Origin of the sequence: Kriegella aquimaris, from assembly GCF_900103215.1 — a bacterium.
In the GTDB taxonomy this organism is placed as follows: domain Bacteria; phylum Bacteroidota; class Bacteroidia; order Flavobacteriales; family Flavobacteriaceae; genus Kriegella; species Kriegella aquimaris.
Genome location: NZ_FNGV01000001.1, coordinates 14,680 through 38,217, shown reverse-complemented (window position 1 = coordinate 38,217; position 23,538 = coordinate 14,680). Strand labels below are relative to the sequence as shown.

Here is a 23,538-nt window from a genome sequence, read left to right as displayed (position 1 = left end):
TGACGATAAGAGTTAAAATACTAAAACATGGAATTCGTTTTTGAAAAAATATTTGTTCCGAATAATCACTCTTTTATATCAAGAAAATTGCCCCTCTCTTCGAATGCCAGAATACATTCGCATAAAAATTTCGAATTAAATTATATTACCTCTGGCACGGGACGAAGAATTGTAGGAGACAATATTTCCGGCTTTGAAACAGGAGATTTAGTTCTTTTAGGCCCCGATTTACCCCACTGTTGGGAGCTGCTCGATGCCGAAAACAATGAACCACCCACTTGTATCGTAACCCACTTTTCGGAAAATATTATCAATTCCGATTTTTTTAAAATGCCAGAGCTTGAAAAAGTGGTAGCCTTACTTAAACAATCCAATAGGGGAATTCGCTTTAAAGTTGAAAATGATACTGAAATACGGGATATTCTAACCGTAATGTCAGAAAGTCAAGGATTGGAATATTATATCGGATTATTGAAAATTTTCAATAATCTAATTAAAATCGAGGATCGCGAAAAGCTATCGAACCCGATGCACCAATCATCGGTTTTCTCCAAGAATATTGAAAAAATCAATAAAATTTACGAATATGTTTTTCAAAATATACAGGAAGGCATAAAGCTTGAAGAAGCCTCCTCCGTCTTGAATATGGCCCCAAGTTCTTTCTGTCGATTCTTTAAAAAGAAAACAGGCCTGACCTTTATGGAATACGTAAAAAATGTTCGGGTAGGAATCGCCGCAAAACTATTGGCCGAAACCGATAAACAAATTACTCAGATTTGTTTCGAGAGTGGCTATAATAATCTGGCCAACTTCAACCATTATTTTAAGGCCAGTATGGGGAAAACCCCATCTGATTACCGTAAAAATTTCAGATAACAGCATACAATGACTGCAATTTATCAGTTCAAAAGAATCGCTCTTTTTTTCATTCTCTTAACTCAAACTTCATACGCTTTCCCCGTAGCTATTTCAGGGCAAAGCGAAAATCCTAAACTTCCTGAAAGAGGTGTTTGCGCGCATAGGGGCGCACGCGAAACACATCCTGAAAACACCATTTCGGCATTTAAAGAGGCGGTTCGACTCGGAGCCCAAATGATCGAATTCGACGTGAGAATGACCAAAGATGGAAAATTGATCATCATGCACGATGCCTCAATTGACAGAACAACAGATGGCACAGGTTTAGTCGAGGACCTTACCTGGGATGAAATTAAAACGCTGGATGCAGGCAGTTGGAAATCAGCGGATTTCAAAGGAGAAAGCGTACCATTGTTAGCTGAAGCACTCGATGTGTTCCCGAAAACAATTTGGCTCAACGTACACCTAAAAGGGGGCAAAGAATTGGGAGCGGCCGTTGCCAGAACCATTATCGAGAAAAATAGGACCCACCAATCGATTGTTGCCTGTAATGCAGTCTGCGCAAAAGGTGTCAAACAAGTAAGTGCCGATGTCATGCTATGTAATATGGAAAGGCCACGGAAACGGAAAAAATATATTAAGAATACCGTCAAAGGAAATTTTACGGCCATACAACTCTTATCGAGACGCGATGACAACAATTTGGTTAAAGATCTGGATGAATTAAGAAGTCATGCTATAAAAATAAATTACTTCTATAGCAATAGTCCCGAAGAGGGCGTCGCCCTACTCAACAAAGGTGTTGACTTTGTGCTCACCGATGAATTGGAAGAAATGATGAAAGCTGCCGAAAACATAGGTATAGCGCGGGCTAATTAATGCCGCAGCAATTATCGCAATAATCTTTCTAATAAATTGAGCGGTCAATACATCATGGCCAAAGAAAGTAGTTAGCACTACTTTCTGCCTACTAAGTTGATTACTAAGCCCGTTAAAAAAACGATAAACGAAATCAAACTGATCGGCGGTAGCCCTCCGTGCCATTTGTGTACGGTTACCCAACCGGGGTAGCTAAAAAAGAATAAGTGAACCCCAATAAAAAACAAGACCGTCATTATTACTTCACGAGATGTAATAATTCTTATAATCTTGTATTGCTTTTTTAGGTCTTGTTTAAAACTGACATAATAAATCCATAAAAAAACAAAACTAAGCACACCGCCCAATAAACTAAGCCCTCCCCTAGTCGTTAGTGTTCCTTCATCATAAAAAAATACCGGGTAATATGAGGGGTTCAAAATAGCGACGCTAATGATCAAATGGACGAATGCAAGAATAAAGCCGACGACGCCTAACGACTTTCTAGCATCAAGTAATTCTTCATTTATCCGTACGTTCAATTTCTTCAACGGACCTAAGGAAAAGTTAAGTGTCAAGAGAATCAATGCGGCGAGTGAAATACCTTTGTTTAGAATAAAAAAAGGAACTTCTTTCCATGGCACATCCCCCACAACGTTATAACGAAGTATGGAATAACCAATCGATAAAAGTGTTGTTACAAGAATTATCGGTCCTGCAAGCTCTTTTCTGGGGGATATACTATTCATTTATTGAAATAATGGAATTTTTAAGCGAATGTTCTATTATATAACTTCAGGACATTAAATTTTAGTCCACCGGAAACCGATTGTGTGCCCCATGAAGTCCATCATGAAAATTGGCTGCGATCAAAGAAAGAATGGCTATAATAACAACAATCGTTACAAATAATATGGTCCATTTTTTAATGTTCACCTTCTCGGATACCGACTCAAACCACGTCCACCTTCCTTTCTTGAAGATGGCAAAGATTAAAACAATATTGACGACATACAACTGATGGTTTAAATCCATATTTCCGGCAAATACCCCTTTAACCACAAAACTCAATATAGCATAGGTTGATAGATAAACAAAAAGAAAGAAAGCGACATCTTTCTTTTTATACCGTCCGTCACTTAATTTCCACAATAATAATACCGCTACAACCACCAATAGAATGGCGACGAACGTTGTACTGGTCAACGCTACCGACTCTAGTGATGCAATTTCCCCCAAACGCCTGATCAGATGTTCATAAGAAAGCGATTCGCGATACACAATTAAGGGAATAAACACTACAAGAACAAATAGTGCTGCCCTATTTGTCCAGTTTTTAACTTTCGTCTCATCAATGGGCCACTTGGAGCTAAATACCCCATAGGCCATACCTGAGCCCCCGAAAAAACCGATGCTGTACTCCATTACATTCCACATATTGAACGGTATTTCCATAGTATTGCCAATAACCTGCAGAAAATTACCAAAGGCAAAACCAAAACCTCCGCCCAATGCCGAAAAAATGGCCGTTCGGATAGGTGAATTTCTATTTTCACGTGCCATATGCCATAACATGGCCAGGCCTGCCCCAAAAATGAACGCCCAAGCCTCCGAACGTGGGGGGGTCATTTTGATGCCGATCTGTTCCACAAGAAAGAAATAGCAGATCAAACCGCCCGCTACCATTTCTGAAATCAAAGCTCCCCATTTCACCTTTTTCTTTGCTGTCGAATCGAGGACCATTCCGACCAAACCTCCACCTAACAAACCGAATAGGGACCCAATGACAAAAAGCATTCCCAGCCCATAAAAAACATTTATAAAATTATCGGCGCGACCGTAACCCACCACTATTCCGTAACTGATCATACCTCCTGCGCCCCACCCCAAGGCAGAGGCTAGCGCTACGAGCACCATTTTATCGTACCAATCTTTTCTTTTCGACACCAAAACCAGTGCAAGACCACCTATAGCACCGGCCCAGGCAGCCCCTTGTTCATGACCAAATTGCCCTCTAATCGCCCATGCGGTGGCCAGTGACATTGCCACTATTAAAATTCCTAAAATCTGATTGCTTATTTTCATTTTATCGTTGTTTTAGCGTTGCCGCTATGCCCCTTCTAGCTAATAATTTTTTAATCTTGGCCATAAAAAACTATTGTAGGCCCATAGTTTGTTAAGCTCTGAAACTTTCAAAACTAAATCATTGGTGATTAAAAAATTTCGTGAATCTTACTATAAATACATTAATACTTTTCTATTTGTCGAAGAATCAAAAGTTATCGATTTTTCGGATTTCAAATCGTATCGGAATTTCAATGAAAATCTACACGGGATTCAATACGGTAGTAATAGCCCTACTTCAACCTGCTAAAAATCAACACTTCATGTCTTTCTCTTAAAAAAATCAGAAGTGATGTTACGAATTTCGGTGTTTTAACTATTTTTGAGACAACCACATTAAATATACTCCCACTATGAAAAAATCATTTTCGATTTTACTACTTGTTCCTCTCCTAATTTTCACCTCTTGCCGAAACAATGAAAAAAATACTGCCGAAGCAGAAGATATTCCGGTAGAAAAAATTGTAACCCCAGAAAATGCTTTGGAAAGCTATCTCGACATCGAAGACGATGCTTTTGATTGGGAAGTAAAAGACACTTTTGAGATTGGCGATGTAACTGCTTACGATTTACTCTTGACCTCCCAAAAATGGAGGGAGCATACGTGGAAACATCAATTGACCATATTAGTACCCAAAGAAGTCTCTTATGATGGTTCTTTGCTATTTATCACAGGAGGAAGCTTGACCGATGGCATGCCCAACTGGAAAACCAAAGAAAAAAATGGCAGCGAATCGGCGGCAATGGCACAAATAGCACAAAAAAACAAGGCTATTGTATCTATAGTGCGACAAGTTCCCATGCAGCCGTTATATGGCGGTGATTTGGTTGAAGATCAACTTATTTCCTATACGTTGCACAACTATAAAAACGATAAAGACCCTACTTGGCCTTTGTTATTTCCTATGGTAAAGAGCGCGGTTCGGGCTATGGATGCCGTACAAGAATTCTCCAAAGAAAAACTACAAAAAGACGTTACGCGTTTCACCGTTTCAGGAGCTTCGAAACGAGGTTGGACAACTTGGTTGACCGGGGCAAGCGATAAGCGTGTGGAAGCTATCGGCCCCATGGTAATCGACGTTCTAAATATGCCCGTAAGCTTAGATTATCACCTTACCGCTTGGAATGCCTACAGCGAACAGATCAATGATTATATTAAACTGGAAATTCCACAAACAGTGAATACACCAGATGGAAATGCACTCACCGAAATGATCGACCCCTACTCCTATCGCGAAAAACTGACCATGCCCAAACTTATATTTATCGGAACAAACGATGAATATTGGCCCGTTGACGCCGTGAAGAATTACATCAAGGATATTCCCGGAGAAAACTACATACACTACACCCCAAATGCGGGTCATAATCTTGATGGTGGGGAAAAGGCTTTACAATCGTTGAGTGCCTTTTGGGGCCACACGTTAAGAAAAGAACCGTATACCGATCTCGATTACGAACTAAGCACCGATAACACATCGGCTACACTTTCGGTAACCTCTGATTCCGACGATTTGAAATCGGTGTATTTATGGTCTGCAGATTCTGACGATCGCGATTTCAGGGACGAGACTTGGAGTGCCAATAAAATTGGTCCAGCGAACGGAGAAACTACTGTTAAGAAAATCGAATTTCCAAAATCAGGATACAAAGCGTTCTATATCGATATGGAATATGCCGACCCGAATGGCGGCACTTACACCAAGAGCACACGAATGTATTTGGCCGATGACGATGAAGTTCTCTAAAAAACTTCGAAATTGGACGATAGGTATAGGTATTCTTGCTGTAGTAGGCATTGGCTTCTTTGTTGTGGCCAACGATACCAGTGAAAGCCTTCCTGTTACTAAATATTATGATTATGACACCGCCGTACCGCTAAAAGATTCGGTCCGGTCTATTCACGATACTGCTGATTTTGAGGTACTCTCGATATCTTTCAAAAGCGTTCATGACAAAAAGGTGACCGCATTATTGAGTCTTCCGAAAAACGTGGACACCCCCCTCCCTGTTATTATATTAATGCACGGTCTGGGAGACCATAAAGCGGTGGACTACGTCGCTTTCGGAAATGAACTGTTTTTAAAGAACGGTTATGCCGTATTGCGATTGGATATTAGCAATCACGGAGACCGAAAGGGTGATGTCTACGATTTCGATTTAACAGGGAAACACAAATACTGGGCTCGAGATGTTATCAGTCAAACCGTTTTTGACTTGCGAAGAGCGGTCGATTTCATCGAAACCCGAAAAGAACTCGACGCCGATAGAATTGGTGATTACGGTATTAGTCTGGGTGGCATAATCGGCACAATTTTTTGTGGTGTCGAAGACCGCGTAAAGGTGCCCATAATTGTCTTGGCCGGAGGCCAGATGAACTTGCTGTATGAAGCGGGAGCGCTTTCACAAGATGCAAAGGATTTTGTAAGCATCATCGAGCCTTTGAATTTCGTAAAGAAGATTGCTCCGCGTCCGTTCTTAATGCTAAATGCGAAAAATGACGAAATTGTACCTCCGATGATGAGTAAATTGCTTTTTAATAAAGCCGAGAAGCCCAAAGAAATCATTTGGTATGATGCCAAACATCGGGATGCTCCGCTTGAAATCATCTATGGAGATGGGTTAAACTGGTTTAATAAATATTTATAAAAATGAAAAAATCACATCTAATGAAAGGGATGGCAGCGCTGTGTCTTTCCATTCTTTTTAGCAGTTGCAACGAAAAGAAAAAGAACGAAATTCAAACCGCTCAGAAAGAACAGGCCATGGAAGAAACTAAAGAAGCTCCTGGTACCTGGGCAGAACGATTGGGTTGGCCGGCCGGAAAAAAAGTCATCATGCTTCATGCCGATGATATCGGTATGTGCCCTGAAGCGAATACGGCTGCTGAAAAACAGTTGACCGAAGGGGTCATTCAATCTGCCGCGGTTATGATTCCCTGCCCGAATGCCGAAGAATTTATTACATGGGCCAAAGACAACCCGGCAATGGATGTTGGCCTCCACCTTACCCTGACCAGCGAATGGAAAACCTATCGATGGGGTACTGTGACGGAACCTAATGAGGTACCCGGTTTACTTGACGAAGACAAAATGATGTGGCATTCGGTCATGCAAGTGGTACAACATGCTTCGGCAGACGAAGTAGAAAAAGAGATAAGGTCCCAAATCGAACAATCCATCGCTTGGGGGCATCGCCCCGATCATATAGACACCCATATGGGAACATTGTTCGGTGACCCCAGTTATGTAAAAGCCTATATCAAGGTAGCTCAAGAATATGGTATTCCTGCTAATATCATAGACCTATCAAAACCTCAAGTATTGGCTGCATTTCGAAGCAAGGGTTACCCCTTGGATGATAGTGTGGTTAAAATGGTCGAAGGCTATTCCCTTCCCAAATTGGATTTTTTCACCAGTGCCCCCAAAGCTGATACCTACGAAGAGAAAGTTGGCGCTTTTAAAGAATTGATCCGATCTTTGGAACCCGGACTGACCGAAATCATCTTTCATCCCTCTGTATTGACCGAAAATTTAAAGACGATAACAAATTCTTGGCAACAACGGTCTTGGGAAGCGCAGATGTTCTCTGACCCGGACCTTATTCAATTTTTTAAGGATGAGGGCATCATCTTTACCAATTGGCAGGAAATCATGAAGCGATTTGAATAAGGCGAACAGCATTTCAAATAGCAATGCGTAATTCTAAGATCATGGTAAAAAAATGTATAACTGCCCTTTTTATAATCACTTGTTTAACAGCATGTAAGACCCAACCTTATGATGTATCGGTACCACCTGATGGGTACACCAGTAATACCACCCTTAAGATTGCCTATGCTACCGGTGCGCTAAAGTTAATCGAAAGCGAATTTCCCGTTCCCAGCGACCTCAAGGAATACAAGGATGTCACTTACAAGACCGTCGATTCGACCCATCTTAAATTGGATATCTATCATTCAAAAACTATGGCCCAAAATACGCCGTTGATCGTCTTCGTGCATGGCGGCGCATGGAAAAAAGGGAACAAGCAAGATTATTTAAGGTACTTGGTCGATTATGCAAAGAAAGGCTATGTTACCGCAACGGTGCAGTATCGCTTTACCCCGAAGGTCACGTACCCCGAAATGATTGAAGATGTAGGAGATGCCATAATTTGGCTCAAAAAAAACGCGGACGATTATCATATTGACAAAAATAAGGTGGCCACGGTGGGTGGCTCCGCTGGCGGACATCTGGTCATGATGAACGCTTTTACAAATACTCAGGAAAACGCTGCTGCCGATAGTTTGTCATCAAACGTTCAAGCGGTTGTCAATTTTTACGGCCCTACCGATCTCACAACGGATTATGCCAAAAACAATCCCTCCGTTAGCGCACTGATCGGAAAAAGCTATGCTGATGCTCCGGCAGCATACAAAGAGGCTTCTCCCCTATTTTTTGTCTCAAAGCAAGCCCCGCCCATACTTACTTTTCATGGTACGCTTGACGAATTGGTGCCTTATGAACAAGCCGATCGGTTGCATGCGGCCCTTCAAAAAGCAGGGGCAATTTCCTATTATCATTTGCTGGAAGGTTGGCCACATACCATGGATGCTTCCGTAAAGGTAAATGCCTATGCCCAATACCATATGGATGCCTTCTTTGAAAAATATATTTCAAAACCCTAGCAGTCACTCCCTGACGACCCGAGTATCTTAATTACGAATTGGAAAGCACCGATTAAACGATTCAAGGCAAAGAACCACAAGGTTTAAATTTCAATTATTCTAACTCTATATCCGATTTTATTACAATTATTCCAATTTAAAGTTAATATTTAATGTATTTTAAATAATATATGACTAGCACTATACCATTAAAAAAGTTTAATTTGTATAAATTACATTTAAACCTAGAACTATGAGATTTTTACCTTTGTTTGCCTGCGTATTATTTATATTATCCTGTAAGGATAAAGCTAAAGATGAAGCTAAAGATACTGAAGACGCCAAAGAAGAAACCTTCAAATTACCAGAGGTGCAACCCATAGATCATGCTGCCGTAGTTACGCAAGAATTCGTTTATGAAATGGAAGATGCCTTAACCCCTGAGTGTCATGCTTCGACCGTCGAAGTCAGTAATGGTGTTGTTATCGCTTCGTGGTTTGGCGGCACAGAGGAAAAGAATAAAGATGTGGGTATTTGGGTCTCCCGGAAAACCAACGGTTCATGGTCGACGCCTGTTGAAGTTGTAAACGGGGTTCAAGATGAAACCACGCGCTACCCTTGCTGGAATCCGGTTTTGTTCAAACCCAAAGGAGCGCCTTTATATTTGTTTTACAAAGTAGGACCTAGTCCGCAAGAATGGTGGGGACTTTATATGACTTCGGATGACGATGGTAAAACATGGTCTGAACCTATCGATCTTCCGGAAGATATTCTGGGACCTATAAAAAATCAGCCTATTCAACTTGCCGATGGTACGATTCTTTCGCCTTCGAGTTTGGAAACAAAATCAGGGGATTGGACAATCCATTTGGAAACCAGTACCGATATGGGGAAAACCTGGACCACTTCAGGACCATTAAACGATCCCAAAGAATTCGGGGCCATTCAACCTGTTGTTTTAAATTATGGTAATGGGAAGTTACAATTGCTAAGCCGTACAAAAAACGAAGTAGTATCACAAAACTGGTCCAACGATTACGGGAAGACTTGGGATAAAATGACCGCCACATCGCTACCCAATCCCAACTCCGGTGTCGATGGCGTCACGCTAAAAGACGGGCGACAGCTTTTGGTCTATAATCCGACCGGTAAAGATTGGGGCGACAGGGTTCCGCTTAGTATCGGACTTTCCACCGATGGAGAAAATTGGGAGAGAGTTTTAGATTTAGAACCGTTACGGGAAAACACCGATAAAGAAGGCGAAGAATACTCTTATCCTACCGTTATTCAGGCAGAAGACGGCATGGTACATATTGTGTATACATGGAACCGAAAAACGGTTAAATACATTGTTATAGATCCAAAGAAACTTTGATGAAACATTAATGAAGACAAAAAGGTGGCAACGCAGATCGATTCGCGTTTTTGGGACAGTGTTCCTCCTATTAATGCTGCTTTTCTATGCTTCGACCAGTACCATCGATACCACCCCCTATTTTGAAACATCCTATTACCAGAATACCATAAAAAAAATGGATTCGTCGATCCATAATAAAATTGAGGTCGACGGTCCATTTTTATCCGGTTTTGCCAAAACCAACATTACACCTACGGTCGTCAAAGGTGTGGCCGACCCTAAAAAGGGAGAATTCAACACCATAAAAATGGCCGGTTTTGGTGACGGTCAAATCGCAGTTGGCGTCCACGATTCTATCTTCGCAAAGGCCGTTGCCGTCGAAGTCGAAGGAAAAGAAATTGTTTTTGTCAGTGCCGATATGATTTTGATCCCTGAGGCCGTAGTGCTTGAAGTGGAGGAAAATTTAAAGGACCAAATTTCAAGAAAGTCACTTTTTTTCGGGGCCACCCATACGCATTCGAGTATCGGAAACTGTATTCCCGGATTTGTAGGGAAGAGTTTCGGCGGTGATTTTCAACCCGAGGTAGTACGCTGGTTAAGCGACAAATTCACACAACTTATACGACAAGCTTTAAATGACAAACGCCCCGCAAAAATAGCTTCTGGCTATAAACACGTACCCAATCTGGTACGTAATCGCATTATTGGAGAAACCGGGAGACTGAACGATAAGTTGAACATGCTCTCGATAGTTCAGGATAATGGAAAAAATGCGGCAATAGCAATGTATGCGGCTCACGCCACCACTATTGCTACTTGGAACGATAAATACAGTGGCGATTACCCGGGGTATTTTCAACGAAGTCTGGAGCGAAATGGCGTGGATTTGGCCCTGTTTTTTGCAGGAACCGTCGGAAGTCACACGAACAAGGGCGAAGGCGAAAAATTTGAAAAAGCACAATATGTTGGGGAGACCTTGGCCGACTCCGCCAAAGTATTGCTTAACCAAATGGTCTACGATTCAACGCTGGTCATGGCCGCTGCGACCACCGAATTGGAGATCCCGAAACTTCAGGCCTTTTATGTTTCCGATCGCAGACGATTTTCTCCTTTTATGGGAAGCCAATTGCTGACCGAAATGAAATCTATCTATCTTCAAGGCATTAAATTGAATGATTTTATTTGGATTGCCATGCCGTACGAATTGAGCGGGGAATACGGTATCGATCTGAAGAATGCCCTGGAACTCAAAGGATATAATTCGGCTTTAACGAGCTTTAACGGCCAATATTTAGGCTATATCGTTCCTCAAAAATATTATTATTACGACACCTATGAAGCGCGGTTGATGGGCTGGTACGGCCCCAGTATGGGCGACTATTTGATGGAATTAAACTTCAAATTGGCCAATGCCCTTACCGACTCAAGGCTATAATCTAAGAAAAATCAGAAATGAAGAAGTTTTTTAAAGTACTAGGGATTTTGATCCTACTGATCATTGTGCTGGTCGCTGCACTCTTTGTCTACAACTGGCGCGATAGAAATCCGGATTATAGTCTCGATATCAAATTGGAGAATACCGATCCGGCAATCTTAAAAGCGGGATTTGCCAAAAGAGCCATAACCCCCACCATTGTAGATACTTGGAACGATGCCAATGGCGACAACAAATACAATGAAAAGGATGGTGATTCGTATAATGATATCAACAATAACGGCAAGTTCGACGCTTTTTGGATCGCGGGGATGAGCAATGCCAAACCTGCCCAAGGCGTGCACGACGATGTTTGGTCGCGCGTAATGGTTTTGGATGACGGAAAAAGTAGAATCGCCATGATCTCTATGGATGCCATCGGTTTTCTGCATGGCGATGTGGTCGACATTAGAAAACGCATACCGGAAGCACTCGGTATTGATTATGTGCTGCTTTCATCGACCCACACGCACGAAAGTAACGATCTGATCGGCATTTGGGGTGAAAACATGTTCAATTCCGGGGTGAACCCCGAAATGATGGAATATGTAAAAGAACAAACGGTGAAGGCTGTTGTCGAAGCGGCGGAAAAAATACGCCCTGCCAAATTGGTCTTTGCAGAAGACCTTTCCGGCGACGATGCGGCATTGATCAAGGACACTCGCAAACCGATTGTTAAAGCAACTGGCATTCACCTGATGCAGGTATTGGATGCGGAAAACGACCAAACCCTGGGTACGCTGATCAACTGGTCGAACCATCCTGAAACCTTATGGAGCCAGAATTTATTGATCAGTTCCGATTTTCCACATTATGTTCGGGAAGCTATTGAAAACGGGGTTTATAACGGTAGCGAATTAAAAGAAAAAGGCTTGGGCGGAGTCGCCATCTATTTTTCCGGGGTTATCGGCGGCTTAATGGCACCCCACCCCTCCATTTCGATTCAAGACCCTTATACCGGAACGGAATATGCCGAGCCTACCTACGAGAAAACAAAGGCTTTGGGGGATCATATTGCACTCATGTCGCTAAAAGCATTGCAACAAAAAGGAGACACCGTAGCCACCTCCACGATTTCGGTACGTGCCAAAACTTTAAATGCCCGTTTAGACAATACTGCGTTTAAAATCGCCAGTGGCATCGGATTGATACAAATGGGAATGCCCAAATACTTTGAGACCAGAACCGAAGTTGGTGCTATTCGCATTGGCCCTGCGTTGTTTGTTAGTATTCCCGGAGAAATCTATCCAGAGATTGTTTTTGGGGGCATCGAGGCGCCCGAGGGACGCGAATTCGATATTCAACCGATGGAAATTCCCCCGATACAAGATTTAATAAAAGACCAATACAAATTTTACCTCGGCCTTTCTAACGATGAGATCGGCTATATCATTCCGAAAAGTGAGTGGGATACCGGAAAACCGTATTTATATAATGACGAAAAGGATACCTACGGGGAGGAAAATTCGTTGGGACCTGAAACGGGACCCCTTATCTATAATGCGCTTATCGAGGTGATTCAAGATTTGTAGTAGTTGATAATATAAAATTGGATTGGTACTTCGCTACACGCTACCGCAAACGTTCTTTAACGGGACAGTTCCCGAATTAAGATTTGAATGGTTGCATCTATTCAAGCAAGCCCTTTTATTGATTCTCAATGGTATTCAACCATTTTGCTATCGCTGGCAAATAGTTTGGACTCAGCGTTTGAAAATAGGGAAATTCTTGATCTAAATAGGTCATTGCATGCGTCGTATTTTCTAAAGTTAGTATGTCATGGGTATTCGAAGCCGATTGTTGTAAGGCCTTTGCAATAAGATTATGGCTGTTCTTTGGGATTACATTATCCGATAGCCCCTGCACTATGAGTATGGGCTGCGTGATTTTTTTGAAATACGGCAGTCCACTAAAGTTAAGTTTTGCGTCTTTTTGAATATTTTCTTCAGGAATATAGATGTATTTGAACCAATCATGATGTGCATAGGTATTCGTAATCGCGTTCATTTGCTTATAGCTTATATTACCTGCCAAGAAATCGTATGCTGCTTTTTGGACTCTAAGGGCCAAAGCTATATTTTTTGGACCAATCCGATCTAAATGCATGTTTTTCCAATGGTTCAGATCACTCTCCAAGAGCGTTCCACTCGGGCAACTTACTGAAATTCCGAAATTGAGTTCAGGTATTTTTGTTAAGATATACGGTATTTTGATACCGCCTTGGCTACTTCCTTTTATTCCAATTTTAGCAAGTGGAAGCTTCGTGATTTTCGCAAAATAGCGAATGGCAGTACTATCGTCCGAACATAGTTCTTCCAATGTTGCCGATTGCCAATTGCCTTCTGATTTTCCCGTACCTCGTTTATCGTAGTTAAAAACGGTATAGCCAAGCTTTGTAAAATAGGAAGCTTCGGTATTGGCACCGCTACGGTCATTTCCTTGGGAAGAGGTCACGAAAACCAAACCCATTTGTTTGGATTTTTGAGGTTTCCATACCGTTCCATACAATTTTAAGCCATTGGACGTAAAGCTTACCTCTTGTTTATTAACGGCATCTCGTTCTGTGCTGTTCTCTTGAATCAATTCGGTTTCAAAAGTGTCCAGTAAGCGCTCATCTTCATTCGCGTAGACTTTTAAGTGGCCTTTCAGATTTTTATTTTGTTTGTGGTATTGGTAGGCGTAGGTATAATAATCACTGACTACGTAAAACGCGAGTGTGTCTTTTTCGAAGGTGGTATTTTGACAAGGAATTTCATACGCATTCATCGCGACGCTGGAGAAAAAGGCATTGGTACGGTTCGCGGTTTGGGTCAGCTTGATCTGGTAATGAATAACAGATTTTCCGTAATTGATCTGACCAATAAAAGATTGTGCGTTAACCGGTAACGCAAAGCATAATAGGACTAAAATTCCGAATTGCTTCATCCTTATACTTATCAAATGATACCGTTTGGTATATAATAGTAGCCGATTGTGGCTTGCTCAACTGTTACATCATAATAAACTTTACTAGGCTACAACTTTCTATTTTACTCGGGCCTCGGCCGTGTTTTATGCTTTGATCGCATTGGTTGCGTATTTGCCCGCTGTATCTTAATAGCTTATTCCGTTAGGTTCATTTGGCAGCCTGCGCTGAACCGATCCGCCGCGCCCGTATCGAAGCGCCACCGTTTCGTGAAAGTGCCTCAATGGCACCCACATTGCCTTCAACCACCCAGTAGTTGATATCGCCCGCCCCTAAATTCTTCGGGTCATTGATATTAAATTCCGTTGCCTGCCATGCGTTACTGCTGTCGGTCTGGTCTTTCCCCGCAATTTCCATGTCGAGTTGTTCGATGGAAAAACCGTGCTTGCCCGTAACCGTAATGGCATTGGTGCACCGTTGCGCCCCTACCCTACCAAAGCGCGAGGCATGATGGGCGAAGACAAATTCTAGACCGTTCAGATTGGAGGCCAGGTTGATGTTGTCTCCGTCTGTATGTTCGTTCACCAGAATACCGGTATGATAGCCGGTCACGACCAGGTCGCGTACGATGGTCAATGCAGCGTTGTTACAGGCCGGCGTGATCAGGCCGCTCGTACCATGACTGGGTTTGGAAGCCTGCACGTTATAGACGCCGGTATTGATAAATACGTTTGTGATCTTACATTGCATGGCGTACTGCAAGTCGATACCGCCGATACGCGGATTATCATAAGTGCGTACGTCTAGGTTCTTAATAATGACATTGACCGCTGAGTATTCGGCATAGAGGGCGTTGGAGGAACTGCTGGCGGAAATAACCGCAGGACCCGTTTGCGACAGGCTTTTGACGATCGTACCGTTATTCTGTAAGGGAAATGACCCGATCGTACCAAATACGGGTGTCGGCTCGCTTTCGCCTACGATCTCGACGGTGATCCAACTGGGTAGTGGTTTAGAAACCGGTGGAATCACGATACTGCCGCGATAAACGCCATCGGGCAGGTACATTCGCCCCCCTCCAGCAGCGACAACTGCCTTTAGGCATGCCGAAAACGCTTCGGTATTATCTGTAGAATCGTCGCCTACGGCGCCATAATCGAGCACATTAAAAGTTCGTGACTGTTTTGTAAGCGTGTTTTCGTTTGCGCTATGGGGCTCTTGGTTGGGTAGTTTCTCCTTTGGGTTACATGCCGAAATAAGCAGTAATACGGCAAAGGCTGTTAATTGAATGCTTGAATACACTAGCCTACTTTTTATTGTAAATATCATCCGGTGAGTGGTTACACACCTAAATTAGAAAAAATGAAGCGTATGAAGGGGATATCTGTAAGAATTTAAATTTAGGCTAGCTTCAAGTAAATGATTAAAGGTCTTATTAGCTGTTTTTCTTTATTCTTCTTGTACCATTAAACAGTTCTGATTTAAAGAAACTTAAAGAGCGTGTTGCGGTTATTCAAAATTTTGAGTGATAGGAAATTCAATATTAAACGGGTGCAGAACATCGAAAATTAGCTTTTAACTACTGGTTTGAAGTTAAAATGCTACCTATTTATCCCCTCCTTTATTTGTGCCGCTTTTCATGACAAGGTACACATATTGAGACCAACCATTTTATAGGCTCTTTTCCTATATTTTTTTTCGCATATTTTTTATGATGAACCTGCGTAGCGTGGCCACCACAGTAAACGCATTTCCAATTATCACGTTTGAGTACTAGAAAACGCTTCCTTTTCCACGCGTCAGACTTAAGGTACACATTCCGATAATAATTACGACGGCGAATACGCTTTAAATTAAAAATCGAACGTTTAACTATCCAAGCGACTATACCCACAATTAATAGGAGTATACTTTCATGGGTCATATAAAAGACTATTTGTTAGTTCAATAGTTTATGAACTTTTTAAGACTTAAAATATTGCCCAAGATTCGCTAGGACCAAAAACAGGAATACTTATCTATAACGCCCTTATCGCAGTTATTCTAGATTTGGAGTGATTGTAAATTTTAAACTGGCCAACTTAACGGGAGAAGTTAAGTTAACCTCTTATTATTCCCGTTCTATAAAATGTTGGTAATTTACTCTTTGTATTAGAATTGTTGCTCCACCTTAAACAAGTATAGCCTGAAAGTAAACGATGCGCAACCCATCTCGTATCCACTATTATATTATTTGTTAAATTGTATTTGGTATAATTAAGAAGAAGAATTGCTATAGTGAACTTAAACCATTGGTCTTTAGTAACAATTCTTTTTGCATATCCGTGGTAGGAGCTACCAGATTCAAACACTTCTAGATTATGTAGAATATCTTGGAAATCACTAAGCTTTTTTTGTTTTAAAAACCTATCCGTAATTATGTCAATTATTTCTTCATCCATGTTTTCAATATTAAAATCAATTAGAGGCAGGAATTTAGTTTCGTCATTAATTAGGCTAACATCAGAATGAAACGTTAATTCCCATTCAGGTTCAAGTTTATTGATTTCATTTAAGAACCATTCCTGAGATAATTCAGAAGCCTTTATTTGAAATAACTCTCTTTTTTCATACTGAGTTTTATATGAGTATATATGTCTACTAAAATTTAGAAATGAATTTTCAGGTATGATATTATTTTTAATTAAATCAATAATCAATCGTATCGGATGGTCTTCAAAAATATTACTGTTCATTACTTGAATTTTTTAATTTCCTCGTACCAATGACCTTTGTGAAGGTACTTTTCTATTTTTCTTAGTCTAGACATATAATCTTGATTGGGCTTAAAGTTTCTAATTGCTCCCATTGGTGCTATTTCTACCTTAGACCAAGTTGTAGTGGGAGATATTGGAGCAGTTTTCATTCCTCTTATTACAATGCACCACACACCTTCGTTATTTGATTGTTGCAAAAACAACCTGGTATGACCCTCTGCAATAATATATTTGTTGTCATGAACTTCTAGTACGGGTGGCACTATTAAATGTTGCTCTCCATTTTTTAAAACAATTGCAGTCAGTTGATATAATTCAAAATCAAATTTTGAGTAGAGTTTATTTAATAAATCTATTTGGTTTATTTTATGTTCTCGAATAAGGTTTGTTGATAGAGGGTATGTTTCACTCACTAATACCTTTTCCATCGAAAATTTGCAATTATTTTGTAAATACAGCGGTACTTCATTCATGATTTCCGCTAATTTTCCCTCTCCAATTTCTACAATCTTTGGGGTATAGGCGTCTATCTCTTTAATGTCCTCGATCTTTTCATAAATTGAATGAATAATGTGAGAATGTGAAACTCCTTTATAAAAGTAACCTAGGATATTTTTCCTTGAATATCTCTGTTGTTTAATTATTAATCTCGAAAAATCATTTAATTCAGGATCACCCAAATAAATTACGTTTTCAGGCTCAATGCCTTCTTCATATTCTTTTACATTGCAGCCGAGTTGTCTAAATAATTCAATACTATATGATGTTTTGTAGTTTTCGGTTATCGGATAATAGTGAACTTGTATCTCTACGCCTCTAATTCTTGCATATAGTACAGAAATGATGGTATCAAAAAGAAAATGTCTTTCATCTTTTGTCAAAACAAAGACAACTTTTTTTTGTGCACTTGATAAGATTTCTACTATACGCGCTAGTAATTCTCCTTCATACGTAATGATATCATAAGTTCGATCACCACTTATAAGAGCATTCGATTCAGATTTCTTCTGCTCAATCTCTTCTTGAATTTTACTTAGAATTGTCTGACAACTCGAGCTAACAGCATCAATTAACTCATTTTTAGGTCTTTTCGAATCAAAAGTTGCTAAAGTTAAACCAAACAAATCCGAAGGGATTCTGCCACCTGATGAGGAGTAATCATCTGGACATAGGATGAAAGCGTTATTCAGTCCATTAACTCCTAAAAACATTCCAAATTCAAAAAGTACATTGTCCCTTGTAGTTTTGAATGCTTCCCCTCGAATATTTAGTATGTCATCTTTACTAAAAATAAAGATTCCATAATCATAGTCGTTAAACACTTTGTATAGGGCGGGTAGAACATAATCTCCAGGAGGGACTGAGTTATCCCATAGTGTTGTAAATGCGTATGTATTATTAAGGTATTGATTGACCGCGTGTGCTGTAACCAACTGTTCTCTGGAAGATCCAATAAATATTCTTGGCTTAGTCATGTTATTCAGAATTTGATTTTAAATAGCGCCTAACAATAATAGTATTAAAAGTAGTACTTATTCATATCATCTGCTTTGCTATTAATATATTGCGTAATATTGACTGTTTGATTTAGGTTTTCAGCTTTTCTAAAATTAACAATACATTAAATAATTTCTAGTCATTCCTAATAACCACGAAGCCTTTCTATTCTTATTATAAATGCCTTCCCACTTATAAGAACTAAGATAACAAATCTTAGTGACTAACACACTTGCCGTACACTAGAGGAGTTTATCCGAAGTTTCCCATCCTGTTCTCTTGAGGTCGTTTTGCTATATTGGTAAATTTCTTTAATTTTTATAAACCTTTATTACGGAATTTCGTAGTGTGTGCTTTTGTTGCTAAATAGTGCCTTAAAAAATGGGGCAGGGCTTTTTGTTTTGTTTTTTCTATTCAGTTTTGAAAACAAAATTTAAAAATTTGGGGGCTTTGAAAAAGTGCTCGAACATTTCGGTTTAGCAAATAATAGGCCTATTATTGTTATACGTTAATGCAAATCCTTCTTGCCCGCGCTACAATCGGTTGAAGAAATTTATTAATATCATTTCGCCATAGATAATTTGGATGGTAAGTCCTAAATGCTCGTACTAAATTTGGAATTTCTATTTCGCAAAGTTGTCTTTCAGTAAATCCGTCAACTGTTATATTTTCTATTTTTCCAAACGCTTTTTTGATTTGGCTGTCATAATTTGGCCCAGAAAAGAAAACTAACAAGTCAGGTTTTAAAATTTCGATTTCTTCCTTAAACACGTTGAAATGTTCAAATTGTATTTCTTGAATACTTGCGAAAGGGGCGCCCTTTCCACATTTCCCAACCTTAATTATATTATTCCAAACAACACCGACTTTTTCATTTAATTCTTGCTCTACTAATTGAACACTTCGGCTGACGCCGTTCCAAAATTGTCCACCGTAAGAATAGCAATTATCACTTAAAAAGAAGTCTTCATAAAGATTATAAACTGGTTCTATTTGACCTGAAAATTCCCCATTATTCTGTTCACCAAGCCACGTATTTGTTTCTTGTCCAAAAAACATAATTTTGAAATTCGCATTCGCATATTTCTCATCAATTTTTAGCAGAAGTGGATTTGTTGCTTTATCAGAATGTTCTAAAGACTTATTTTTTTCGGTCAGCGATTTTGAAAGATTTGGATATTTACTCTTATATAATTCGAGTAGTTGATGATTGGTTTTTTGAATGTTCATATTTAGCGGAATGTTTTTTTAATGATGTACAACAATTGTACATGACCATTGATTATATACAAACTATATAACTAAGATAACGAATGCGCGTAAATGGGAGCCGTACATTTAAACCACCATTTTAGGGCACCTTTTTCTAAGCTTATTTATAGCTAACGGCTTTTATATTTGGTCTTTCTTATTCGTTTTGCTGTATTGGTAAAGCTCCTGACTTTTTTTAAACTTGTCTTACGGAATTCCGTAGTGGGTGCTTTTTTATCGTACTAATTCCGCTTTTGATCGAGAATGTGCAGCCGTCTTGTCCTAACTTTTTAGTACTTGCTTGCATTTTCAAGAAGATAGGCCTGTTCATCATCTTCCCCAGCGAATGCCCGTTTTATTTGTTATTTAATTGCTGCTCTTTTTTTGTCTCGTACAATAAATTCCCTTTTTCATCATAATATTGAAAAGATGCTATTGGCGTACTTTTTTCCCTATTTACTGTTACCGACAAAAAGCCACCACTCGCAGCCTCGGCATCCCCTTGAATATAGAATTGTTTAATCAACCCATCGGGATCCGTCGAATCGGGGTCACCCGCTAGGCGCCCAGCGCGCGAATTATTATCGACCAAGGCGCCGGTAGAGAATTCTTCGATGCCACTCGGGTGCATGGCATGGTATTGCCAATGCCTGTCGCCACATACGATATACAGATTTTTTTCAAGGAAATCATTGTCAACCAACCATTGGAATAGGGCTTCACCCTCGTGCCTAAAACCTTCATGGTTTACATGATTATCGGTTTTATAAGCATCATCGGGCCCCACCATGGGCGTTGGAGAAATGAGGAGCTTAAAACTGGCATCACTCTCTAGTAAGGTCTGCTTTAGCCAATCTAATTGCTCGGTTCCTAAAAGCGTTTTATCGGGACCATCTTTCATGTTATTCGGACTTCTATAGTCTCTACCTTCCAACATCCATATCTGAAGATCTTGGTTCATACGATGTGTACGATACGTCTTCGCATTTATGTCATCTGGATCCACAACAGGCAGTTGCTCCTTAAAATTCTTAATCCCCAATTCATGGGATATGGGAAATTTCTGATAGGGATCCGCATCGTTGAATCGATAATCATGATCGTCTTTTTCCCAGTAGGTTCCCACGCTGCTAAAAAGTTCGCGAAACCTGGGTTGAGCAAACTGTTCATGATACTTTCTTCGCATACCTGCTTCATCGACAACTTCCATCCCCTGATATCTTCCAGGATTCGGATTCTTTCCGGCTTTAACCGCCCTGTCAAAGTTTTTCTTATAGGGATGGTCAAAATAAACGTTATCGCCTGTACCGATGAAGTAATCGGGGTTCAGGTCTTTGATGGCCTTCAATGCCGGATACCCTTGACTCTTGTCATCGCCTGAATATGCATTGGCTTCTTCATATTTTCCGAAATAGAAATGATAGTAGTTCATACCCGTTACGACAACCATGGAAACTTCTGTACTGCTATTCGGTCCGGGCAAGGTTTTAAAGCTTGCTGTTTCACTTTCAAAAAGCGCATTCTTGTCCGTTCCAAATTGAAGCCGATAGTAATATTTGGTTCCGGGCTCCAAACCTTCAATTTTCTTTTTAATAATAAAGTCATTCGCAGCTCGCGCCTCCTCGAAATCGGAATACATGGGATTGTCAAAAGTAGCCTCCGTAGCGATTTCAAATCTTGCTATCCCTTCTTTACCAGTCAGATCACCGTTAATCAAGGTATCAGAGACCGTTAATCTCGATTGCAAGATTACAGCTGTTGAAGTGGCTTCGCCAGCCATTATTCCTTGTCCTAGATAAATGTCATTAACCTTGGGTTGGCAAGAGACTAGTACTGTGGTGATCAGTAGGGTTCTTAAAATTGGTTTTAGCATGTTGTGGTTTTTGGTGGTTACGATAGGTGTGTGATTTGTGGCCTTTATTTGTAATCTTGCTTTGGGCCGTTAATTTTACAGCGTGTTATATGCTTTTTTCAACTTTCTTCCTTTGCAAAACCAACAGTTTTACGATAAACATTAGGAGAGACTCCTACTTGTTTTTTGAAAAATCTACTGAAATAATATTCATCTTCATATCCGAGTAAAAAAGCCACTTCCTTTACAGATTTTGATGTAAGATATAGTTCTCTTTTTGCTTCAACAACTATTCGCTGTACTATTAACTTGGTCAATGTTTTGTTAAAATATTCTTTAACTAGTTTACTCAATACACTAGAAGAAATATTTAAAATTTCCGAATAGTCTTTTGGCGTATGTTTTTCCTTATAATTTGCTTCAATAGAATATATTAATGATTGCAAAATCTGAGGTTTACTATTTTCTTTAGATGTTATTTTGGAACTATTTGTATCCGATTTTTTTATTCTTACGATTGAAATAAGAAATATCTTCAAATAAGATACAAGTGATTCGTGTTGTCCCATTTTATTATGTGCTATTTCTAATTCCATTTGAGTAATAATATTCAGAAGTGTTTCCTCATTTGATAGATTGAAAAAGGGGGCTCCAAAAATATTATGAAATAAGACTCCTTCTGTTTCAATCTCATTTTGGTGTTTATAAGTACAAAAGAAGTCTGAATGAAAATTTAATACGATTCCGGAAACATTTTTAACAGGCTTTAAGGAATAGGGCTGATATGGTGAAATACAAATAACTGTTTTATTAGAAATTGTATATTTTTCAAGTTCTATTTGTAACTGAAGCTCACCTTTAAGAATAAGTATAATAGAATAATAATTATGCCTTTGTATATGGTCAAAATTACTATCATCACTAAATGAAAATAGTTTAAATGCGAGCTCTCCATTTGTCTCATTGACAAGTGTTGATGTCTTAATTTTCACTCTAAAAATAATTTAAATAACTGAAGATTAAGTTAAGTTACTTAATCTTCAGTTAAAAATTTAAAATTCACGCATCTGCTTTTTTGAGGCTAATATTTCCACTTTTTCAATTGTTGGCTCTTCAGCTAAAAGTTCAGGTGCATTTGTCATAAGTGCGTTAGCAATTTTCCCTGTTAAATGTGCTTGTCTTCCATCTTCGTGAGGGAAAGTATCGAAGATACCAAAAGTAGAAGAATCAATTTTGATAGCATACCAAGTAATTGTATCTGGTTCATCAATGGCTAGTGGTAGTGCGTTTGTAATAAAGCTTGCCACTTCTTGCTCTTTTCCTGCTTTTGCTTTTAGTCTTACTAATAATGCGAATTTCATATTTGTATTATTTTAATGATTAATAATACAGCAAAACTATAGCTAAGGGCCCTTTCTGAAAATAGACAATTTAGGATTAATGATGGACATTTTTTTCTGTGACGAATCAAAAAAAGTATCTATTTCAACTCAATTTTTTTAAGATTACTATCGGGAATGAACAGGATTTATTTGTTTGAGGAACTGCACATAAGACATGTATATGATTATCGATAATATACACCCTATACGACGAAGACTCCAATTGTTCCTAAAAAAGAGCCGTAAATATATATCCCCATTTTAGCGCAGCTTTATCTGCATTTATTTAAAGCCAAACGCGCCTATCTGTACTCTTTTTGGAAATTTTGCTGTATCTGTAAATCTTATCTGTTTTTTAGATTTCACTAATAGGTGTTCCTGTTGTTAAATGGTACCTTTAAAGAACTGGGATAGGCTTTTTATAGGCTACATTATTGGACAACATTGGCTTTGCTCCTACCTTTTCACAGGCCCGTTTTAGTCTTGTCTAAAAAGCGGTGTTCGTACCTTCGGTTTTTGATTCATAGTTGGCTACAATTATAGCATTGAAATCAGAAAGAATTTTGACATTTTTAT

General features: G+C 39.6%; 19 protein-coding genes. 9 read left to right on the top strand and 10 right to left on the bottom strand.

Features of this window, described 5'->3' with window-relative positions:
* Positions 1-27 precede the first annotated feature (27 nt).
* Both BLS33_RS00180 and BLS33_RS00175 read left to right on the top strand, forming a co-directional pair.
* Positions 28-876 (top strand): AraC family transcriptional regulator, encoded by an 849-nt coding sequence (locus BLS33_RS00180; protein ID WP_089884082.1) that lies wholly within the window; start codon positions 28-30, stop codon positions 874-876.
* 9 nt (positions 877-885) lie between these two features.
* Complete coding sequence (locus tag BLS33_RS00175; protein WP_089884079.1) at positions 886-1,737, top strand: glycerophosphodiester phosphodiesterase; 852 nt, start codon at positions 886-888, stop codon at positions 1,735-1,737.
* Positions 1,738-1,814: 77 nt separating this feature from the next.
* Here the strand turns inward: BLS33_RS00175 and BLS33_RS00170 are convergent, their stop codons facing one another.
* Both BLS33_RS00170 and BLS33_RS00165 read right to left on the bottom strand, forming a co-directional pair.
* Positions 1,815-2,465 carry a hypothetical protein gene (locus BLS33_RS00170; protein WP_089884077.1) on the bottom strand — a complete coding sequence of 217 codons (651 nt, stop codon included), beginning with the start codon at positions 2,463-2,465 and terminating at the stop codon, positions 1,815-1,817.
* Positions 2,466-2,526: 61 nt separating this feature from the next.
* Positions 2,527-3,801, bottom strand: a complete 1,275-nt coding sequence (locus BLS33_RS00165) for a hypothetical protein (protein WP_143017545.1) — start codon at positions 3,799-3,801, stop codon at positions 2,527-2,529.
* A gap of 392 nt (positions 3,802-4,193) precedes the next feature.
* On the opposite strand from BLS33_RS00165, the gene BLS33_RS00160 reads away from it, so the two are divergent.
* The 7 genes from BLS33_RS00160 to BLS33_RS00130 all read left to right on the top strand — a co-directional run bounded on the left by BLS33_RS00160 (position 4,194) and on the right by BLS33_RS00130 (position 12,851).
* On the top strand, positions 4,194-5,588 hold the full coding sequence (locus BLS33_RS00160) for a PhoPQ-activated pathogenicity-related family protein (protein ID WP_089884073.1): 1,395 nt from the start codon (positions 4,194-4,196) through the stop codon (positions 5,586-5,588).
* The gene (locus BLS33_RS00155; RefSeq protein ID WP_176801293.1) at positions 5,569-6,489 is read left to right on the top strand and encodes an alpha/beta hydrolase; all 921 of its coding nucleotides are present in this window, start codon (positions 5,569-5,571) and stop codon (positions 6,487-6,489) included. Before BLS33_RS00160 ends, BLS33_RS00155 begins: the two co-directional genes overlap by 20 nt.
* Positions 6,490-6,491: 2 nt before the next feature.
* Positions 6,492-7,511: a polysaccharide deacetylase family protein gene (locus tag BLS33_RS00150; protein ID WP_089884069.1), complete on the top strand. Its 1,020-nt coding sequence runs from the start codon at positions 6,492-6,494 to the stop codon at positions 7,509-7,511.
* Between the two features lie 41 nt (positions 7,512-7,552).
* Positions 7,553-8,509: an alpha/beta hydrolase gene (locus tag BLS33_RS00145; RefSeq protein WP_176801292.1), complete on the top strand. Its 957-nt coding sequence runs from the start codon at positions 7,553-7,555 to the stop codon at positions 8,507-8,509.
* A 232-nt stretch (positions 8,510-8,741) separates the two neighbouring features.
* Positions 8,742-9,863 (top strand): sialidase family protein, encoded by a 1,122-nt coding sequence (locus BLS33_RS00140; RefSeq protein ID WP_089884064.1) that lies wholly within the window; start codon positions 8,742-8,744, stop codon positions 9,861-9,863.
* 10 nt (positions 9,864-9,873) lie between these two features.
* Complete coding sequence (locus BLS33_RS00135; RefSeq protein ID WP_089884062.1) at positions 9,874-11,280, top strand: neutral/alkaline non-lysosomal ceramidase N-terminal domain-containing protein; 1,407 nt, start codon at positions 9,874-9,876, stop codon at positions 11,278-11,280.
* 17 nt (positions 11,281-11,297) lie between these two features.
* On the top strand, positions 11,298-12,851 hold the full coding sequence (locus BLS33_RS00130) for a hypothetical protein (protein ID WP_089884060.1): 1,554 nt from the start codon (positions 11,298-11,300) through the stop codon (positions 12,849-12,851).
* A gap of 115 nt (positions 12,852-12,966) precedes the next feature.
* On the opposite strand, the gene BLS33_RS00125 is transcribed toward BLS33_RS00130, so the two are convergent.
* The 8 genes from BLS33_RS00125 to BLS33_RS00085 form a co-directional block, all read right to left on the bottom strand.
* Entirely contained in the window at positions 12,967-14,244 is a 1,278-nt protein-coding gene (locus BLS33_RS00125; RefSeq protein WP_089884058.1) for an alpha/beta hydrolase family protein, read from the bottom strand.
* Between the two features lie 190 nt (positions 14,245-14,434).
* Complete coding sequence (locus BLS33_RS00120) at positions 14,435-15,526, bottom strand: glycosyl hydrolase family 28-related protein (protein ID WP_176801291.1); 1,092 nt, start codon at positions 15,524-15,526, stop codon at positions 14,435-14,437.
* A 797-nt stretch (positions 15,527-16,323) separates the two neighbouring features.
* Entirely contained in the window at positions 16,324-16,959 is a 636-nt protein-coding gene (locus tag BLS33_RS00110; RefSeq protein WP_089884051.1) for a primase 1D-like protein, read from the bottom strand.
* Complete coding sequence (locus tag BLS33_RS00105; RefSeq protein ID WP_089884049.1) at positions 16,959-18,455, bottom strand: TIR domain-containing protein; 1,497 nt, start codon at positions 18,453-18,455, stop codon at positions 16,959-16,961. Before BLS33_RS00105 ends, BLS33_RS00110 begins: the two co-directional genes overlap by 1 nt.
* Positions 18,456-18,978: 523 nt before the next feature.
* A complete protein-coding gene (locus BLS33_RS00100; protein WP_089884046.1) occupies positions 18,979-19,707 on the bottom strand; it encodes a hypothetical protein in 729 nt (242 codons plus the stop codon).
* A 376-nt stretch (positions 19,708-20,083) separates the two neighbouring features.
* The gene (locus BLS33_RS00095; RefSeq protein WP_218129515.1) at positions 20,084-21,601 is read right to left on the bottom strand and encodes an alkaline phosphatase D family protein; all 1,518 of its coding nucleotides are present in this window, start codon (positions 21,599-21,601) and stop codon (positions 20,084-20,086) included.
* Positions 21,602-21,699: 98 nt separating this feature from the next.
* Complete coding sequence (locus BLS33_RS00090) at positions 21,700-22,572, bottom strand: helix-turn-helix domain-containing protein (RefSeq protein ID WP_089884042.1); 873 nt, start codon at positions 22,570-22,572, stop codon at positions 21,700-21,702.
* A gap of 60 nt (positions 22,573-22,632) precedes the next feature.
* On the bottom strand, positions 22,633-22,941 hold the full coding sequence (locus tag BLS33_RS00085; protein WP_089884040.1) for a putative quinol monooxygenase: 309 nt from the start codon (positions 22,939-22,941) through the stop codon (positions 22,633-22,635).
* Between the last annotated feature and the right edge of the window lie 597 nt (positions 22,942-23,538).